The organism is Mesorhizobium sp. M7A.F.Ca.AU.001.01.1.1 (assembly GCF_004022735.1).
Classification (GTDB): domain Bacteria; phylum Pseudomonadota; class Alphaproteobacteria; order Rhizobiales; family Rhizobiaceae; genus Mesorhizobium; species Mesorhizobium ciceri.
The window spans coordinates 1-6,525 of sequence record NZ_RZPF01000349.1; the positions used below are offsets into that span (position 1 = coordinate 1).

The following is a 6,525-nucleotide window of genomic DNA, read 5'->3' on the forward strand; positions in this document are numbered from 1 at the left end:
TGCCGTGCTCGACCGCCACGGCATGGTCGAGCGCCGCAAGCGCAGGCGCAACAGGGCGACGGGGACACCACTTTCAAACGGCTGTCGCCCTAACGATCTTTGGTGTGCCGACTACAAGGGCGAGTTCGGCAGAGAACACGGCCGGGACAGGGGATCACAAACACTTGACCGTTCCAGACCCTGGCAGTGGCGCATCGATTGACCGTTGGCTCTGTTCGTGGGCACCGAAAATAGGGCCTTCTTGGTCCTCGGCAGAGAATATGGCCCGGACGGGGGATAACAAACACTTGACCGTTCCAGACTCTGGCAGTGGCGCATCGATTGACCGTCGACTCTGTTCGCGAGCGCCGAAAATACGGACGACCCCTATGGTCAAAGTGCACTTCTGACCTGCTAGGCACTGTTCGATAACTGGAGGCACCCGCTACGGTGCCCTCGTATTTAAGACACCTGTCAGTTTCAAGCCTGGACATTGACGCGTGGCGCGGCTGCCATTCGTTGACCGCCACGTCGAATTGCCCGCCAACCAGTGTACAGCCGCCGGTGGTCACATTGAGCAAAAGTGCCGAGATCAGGAGGGGTTTCATAAGGCCTCTTCGTTTGGCTTTGTTAACGACCCCTTTCTTGCAATTGTAGCTGACAGCAGCCTGAAAGCCCCCAGATATTCGCTGGCGCCGGTTCAGCCTACTGTCAGCTTCGATCAATAAGGCAGGAGCCTTGCCCTCATACCGGAGCTCGGCAGCCTGATGCGAATACTGCTCATTGAAGACGACGACGACCTTAGAAGTGCTGTGCACGATCATTTGGTGGCTGGTGGCCACGCGGTCGACTGGGCCGAGGGCCTGTCCGGAGCGCGCGGTCATGCAGCTGTGGCCGGCTACGACGTTATTTTGCTCGACGTTCACCTGCCGGACGGCAATGGCATCGACTATCTGCGGGAGCTGATCAAGGGGCTTGATACAACGCCGGTCATCATTCTGACAGCCCGCGATCGGATTTCGCATCGCATCGAGGGGCTCAACGCTGGCGCCGACGACTATTTGGTCAAGCCGTTCGATCTGGGGGAACTCTCGGCACGCATCCGTGCAGTGGCACGTCGCCAAGGGCATTTTCCGGAGCCGCAATTTTCGGTTGGGACGCTTTCCATACAGGCAGCCGAGCGACGCCTCTTCCGCGACGGGCAGGAGGTCCACCTGTCTGGACGCGAATGGGCGGTGCTCGACTGCCTTCTACGCCGGCCCGGTTCGGTCGTTTCAAAGGGGAGGATCGAGCACGCGCTTTATTCATTCAATTCGGAGTTCGAGAGCAACACAGTGGAGGTTTATGTCAGCCGGCTCCGCAAGAAGATCGGCGGGGATAGAATAGCAACCGTGCGTGGCTCCGGATACAGGCTCGTGGTCACATGACGAACTCGAACAGCATGACGAGAAAGCTGATATCGTGGTTAGGCGGGGCAACGCTCCTGGTTTGGATCGCCGCCCCAACCATTGCTGCGTTCATTTTTTGCAATAATGTAAACGAAAGTTCGGATGACTTGCTCCAGGGGAGCGCAGAGTACAGAGAACCAGAGCTGATCAAGGTCTTGAATGGAAAACACGTTGATCAATACAATAACCACTTGCCAACTTATGAAAAGTACTGGACCTATCGTGAGCAGGTTATTAATAAGTACGGGGTAGTGCTTATTTCTGAACCGGAAGAGGGTCAGCAGCCCTTCCCTGATGCTCCCCTGAGTAACGGCTTTTGGCGAAACGCTGATTACCGCGTCTACACAGAGGAGATCCAAGACGGCGTGTATCATCAGTTGGCCGAACCGCTTGATGGCCGCCGTACCACAATCGCGAAGGGCGCACTTTTTGTCTTCCTTCCGACACTCGTGCTCCTGCCCTTTAGCTTAGCTGTTTGGTGGATCGTGATCCGGCGCTCGCTGCGGCCAATCGAGGTACTGCGACAGCAGATCGGATCGCGCGACGGCGGCAATCTGTCACCAATGGACTTGGGCGATTTCCCGGCAGAGTTGGCTCCAATCGCGGCATCCGTCAATCGGCTTCTCGATCGTCTGCGGGCGGCTCTCGAGGCCGAACGCGAGTTCGCCGCAAACAGTGCGCATGAACTGCGCACGCCGATCGCAGGTTCAATCGCTCAGATGCAGAGATTAGTGGCCGAGCTTCCCAATGGGTCGGCCAAAATGCGTGCGCGCGGCATCGAGCAAGCGCTGTCGAGCCTTGGCCGCCTTGTCGAAAAAGTGCTTCAGCTCGCTCAAGCCGAATCGGGGGTTGGCATGGCGGATCACGCGATCGATCTTGTCCGATCGGTTCGGCTGGAAATCGATGACCTGAGGAAAAAGCCGCAATATGCCGGACGCCTGCATCTTAACGTCGACGGCTGCCCCACTTTGATGCGCAAAGTGGATGTCGATGCGTTTGGGATCCTCCTTCGTAACCTGATCGAGAATGCGCTGATACATGGACTGCCCACTGTTCCGACAACAGTTTCCGTCCAAACTGATGGAACCATCGCTATTGCAAACGCCGGACCGGTGGTGCCCCTCCCCGACCTCGAAGGGCTTACAAAGCGATTTAGTCGTGGTGCTACTCCTGCTGCGGGCTCAGGCCTTGGTCTACATATCGCTAACATGGTTATCCAGCGGATCGGTGGCAGTCTAGAGCTTGCGTCGCCCGCCCGCGGTCGCAATGATGGTTTCGAGGCGATCATACGAATTCCTCAATGACACCGGTGAATTCGACGACAGTTGGACACAGGGCGGATTGCTGGCAAGGCTGCTGACAGGGCGAACTGTACGGCAGTATGTATACGGCGTAGAAATCGTACTTCACACAACGCATTTCGGCCGCGGCAATCAATGCCGCTATCATCGTCTGAGCAGTTCGATCGAAGCGACACGACATGATCGGCAAAATCGAAGGCTCCGCCTCACCGCTCGCTCGATTTCGCCCGGGGAGAAAAAAGGCCATCCGAGAAAGTGCAAGCCGCCGCGCAAAGGCGACGTGTCCAATTGTCTGGGTGCCCCTGTGCGCCGGCCCGATCGGGTTGGCGCAGGTCCAGTAAGGACCCGGACCAACCATTCCATTTAGACGACCGGCAGGTTTTAATCGGCGTCCGGATCGCCGTCCCAAAATGCCCCAAGTATACGGCTAGAAAGGCTGCCAACGATCGAGCTTTGGTCGGAGGCGTGCTTGTCAGCGTCTTGGGTGCTTGACCGGCCTTTGCAATGGCCATCGCCATCGCAAGTATCGTGCGTGGCCAGTGAGACCGCAATTTCATCAGCCTGGAGCCGACCGTATCGGTGCTTTTTTATGATTTAGGGATTTTTCGTTTTCCTCTTGGATCATCACGGGTTTGGAGAGGATCTGGTGTTAAGTGCCATTCGGAGCGCCGGCGAACGGCCCGAAATTAATGTGGTCGAGTGATGAAGCCTCCCGAATGCGTTAAACGAGACCCTTTATGGCGGCCCTGGCTGACAACAGTCTGAAAGCTGCAAGCGGCATGCGAAAATGGGGCGATCCTGAATGACGACAGATGCTATCAACATGAAAGAGGCTCGCCCTGAAAGCTGAGCACGCTTTATGCTCAGGCTGCTGACAAGGCCAAAGCAGCGTAAGTGCGTAGTGAAATCCAAGGTCCACATGGGTCGTCGCGCGTCCCATGCGCCTGGGAAGGCGCCGGCCCGGCCAAGCTTTCCCAGCTCGTCCGCATGATGCTTCGCTGAGCGTCAATGGACGTTGGCGCGAGACCAAGGCGTCGTGCGTTGCAATCCGGACGGTCCAGGGTATCAGGAGTTTCACGGCCTCGGCCCGCTTGGCTGGCCACAGTTGAAGCTCCAACGTACCGGCTGGCACCGGGAAATTGGGCTCTGCGCTGCCTCAACGCTGATGGCACGGTCAATGCTTGCCTACCGATGGGGCCGCCCATGCCGTGATGCTGTCGGTCGACGTTCGCAAACCAGACCCTCGCGAGACCCAGCGAAGGGGCTCGCCGGTACGACGAGGGACCTTACCTCTTTATGCGCGGCATCATTATCGAGGATGACATGTTGCCTTACACGTCGTCCCTCGCGCTCGGGTCTTTGTGGGGCGGATGAAGTCCTGATCGCGGTGGCACTGCTGCATGTTTGCGTAAGACCCATCCAGTCACGATCGCGCTGTCCTTCGATGTCGCGGTGCTGATAGGCGGGCAGATCGGTGTGCGCGGCGCCCGCCAAAGGATCGTCGTCACGCCGGAGGAGGCGAGCGTCATAGCCGGCGCGCCGGCGAAAGGCGCTTTCTGTCGGATGCCCGACAATGTCGGATATCGCAAGTATCAAGGTTGGATCAAACCTTGCGAATCGGGGCTTTCTTACTTGGCACGGGGCATGCTCAGGTATCCGCAAACACCCAATGGATAACGAGCAGACTTCCCATGGCCTCACCATGCCGAAAGTTTCCCGGACGCATCCAAAGATGAGGCTCGCGTCAGGCCCAGCAACACGCTGACGGCTCATGTGGCTCGGCGTCGCGTGCCGATCCACTTTCTCCCAATAGGCGTTCGGGAGACATAGATCCTTCAAAATGAGGAACAGATCACTTTGCCAGGAACGCAGCCCATAACCCCACTCTCCCTACCAGAACTACCAAGCAAGCCCCGCACTCATGGGCTTCGCAGGACGTCCGTTGCGTCCGAGTTGGTCGGCGCGGGGCCGGCTCCGATCCCCGTCGCATGGGAGGACGGCAAGGCGAGGGATTTCGTGCTCGACAACGGCATGGAGGTGGTCGTCATTCCCAACCACCGGGCGCCGATCGTCACCCACATGGTGTGGTACAAGATCGGCAGCGCCGACGAGCCGCCGGGCAAATCCGGCATCGCCCATTTCTTCGAGCATCTGATGTTCAAGGCGACGACCAACCATGCGGGCGGCGAATTCGACCGCGCAGTGTTCGAGATCGGCGGCTCCAACAACGCCTTCACCTCCTCCGACTACACCGCCTTCTATCAGACAGTGGCGCCGTCGGCGCTCGAGCTGATGATGAGCTTCGAGGCCGACCGAATGCGAAACCTCATCCTGACCGACGATGTCGTCAAGACCGAGCGCGATGTGGTCATCGAGGAGCGCCGCTCAAGCACCGACACCAACCCGCAGGACGTTCTCCATGAGGAGATCGACGCGACGCTGTGGCAGAACCACCCCTATCGCATCCCGATCATCGGCTGGATGCAGGAGATCGAGCAGCTGAACCGCGTCGACGCCACCGTCTTCTATGAAAAGTACTACTGGCCCAACAACTCCGTGCTGATCGTGGCCGGCGATGTCGAACCGGACACGGTGCGGGCGCTGGCCGAAAAGACCTATGGCAAGGTGGCGCGCGGACCTGACCTGCCGCCGCGCATCCGGCCGGTTGAGCCCGAGCAGAACACCAGGCGCACCGTCACGCTCTCAGACGCCCGCGTCAGCGTGCCCAGTTTTTCGACGCAGTGGGTGGTGCCGTCCTACCACACCGCCAAGCCGGGCGAGGCCGAAGCGCTCGACCTGCTGGCCGAAATTCTCGGCGGCGGTAACCGCGGCCGGCTCTACCAGGCGCTCGCTGTCCAGCAAGGTATCGCTTCCAGCGCCCGCGTCTATTTCCAGGGCACTATGCTCGACGACACCAAGTTCGCCATCTATGGCGCACCGCGCGGCGATGCCAAGCTGGCTGATCTCGAAGCGGCGGCCGCTGCCGAAGTTGCCCGCATTGCCGAGGATGGTGTCAGCAACGAGGAACTAGGCAAGGCCAAGGACCACTATTTGCTCAATATGATCTTTGCGGAAGACAACCTGGACTGGCTCGCCAGCATCTACGGCTCGACGCTGGCCACCGGCGGTACCGTGAAGGATGTCGAGGAACGGCCGAATCGCATCCGCAAGGTTACCCCCGAGCAAATCAAAGCAGTTGCCGCCCGCTATCTCGCGTTCGACCGTTCGACCACGGGCTATCTCTTGCCCAAGACGGAGAATCAAGAGATGACGCTCGGCGCTCGGCCCCATGCTGCGATGAACATCCAGGAGGTGAAGTCCGAAAAGGGCATCATCGCCTGGCTGGTGGAGGACCACACAGTGGAAATCGTCAACATCGGCTTTGCCTTCAAGGGCGGCACCAAGCAGGACCCGGTCGGGAAGGAGGGGATGGCCAAACTGATGGCCGGCCTGTTCATCGAAGGCGCTGGCCATTACGACAGCGGTGCCTTCCAGGTGAAGCTCGACCATGCCGGCGCCGAAATGAGTTTGGACGCGCAAAGCGACGACATCTACGGATCGATGTGCATGCTTTCCAAAAAGCAGGACGCGGCGTTCGGCCTGCTTCGGCTCGCGCTGAACGCGCCGCGCTTCGAGCAGGGGCCGATCGATCGCGTCCGCGCCGAGATTGTCTCCCGCATCGTCGGCAGCGAGCGAGACCCTAACGCCATCGCTCAGCGCAAATGGCTGCGCGCGATCTATGGCGCGCATCCTTGTTCAAGGCTGGGAGAAGGCACAAAAGAGAGCCTGCCCGGCAT

2 protein-coding genes and 2 pseudogenes are annotated in these 6,525 nt (G+C 59.3%); all 4 read left to right on the plus strand.

Annotated features, from left to right (window positions below; translation table 11 throughout):
• Window positions 1–127 (plus strand): annotated as a pseudogene (locus EN884_RS20690) (integrase); the annotation flags it as partial.
• A gap of 619 nt (window positions 128–746) precedes the next feature.
• A complete protein-coding gene (locus EN884_RS20695; RefSeq protein WP_024505389.1) occupies window positions 747–1,406 on the plus strand; it encodes a response regulator transcription factor in 660 nt (219 codons plus the stop codon).
• On the plus strand, window positions 1,403–2,731 hold the full coding sequence (locus EN884_RS20700) for a HAMP domain-containing sensor histidine kinase (protein WP_063169275.1): 1,329 nt from the start codon (window positions 1,403–1,405) through the stop codon (window positions 2,729–2,731). Before EN884_RS20695 ends, EN884_RS20700 begins: the two co-directional genes overlap by 4 nt.
• 1,950 nt (window positions 2,732–4,681) lie before the next feature.
• Window positions 4,682–5,986, plus strand: a pseudogene (locus EN884_RS20705) (pitrilysin family protein); the annotation flags it as partial.
• Window positions 5,987–6,525 lie beyond the last annotated feature (539 nt).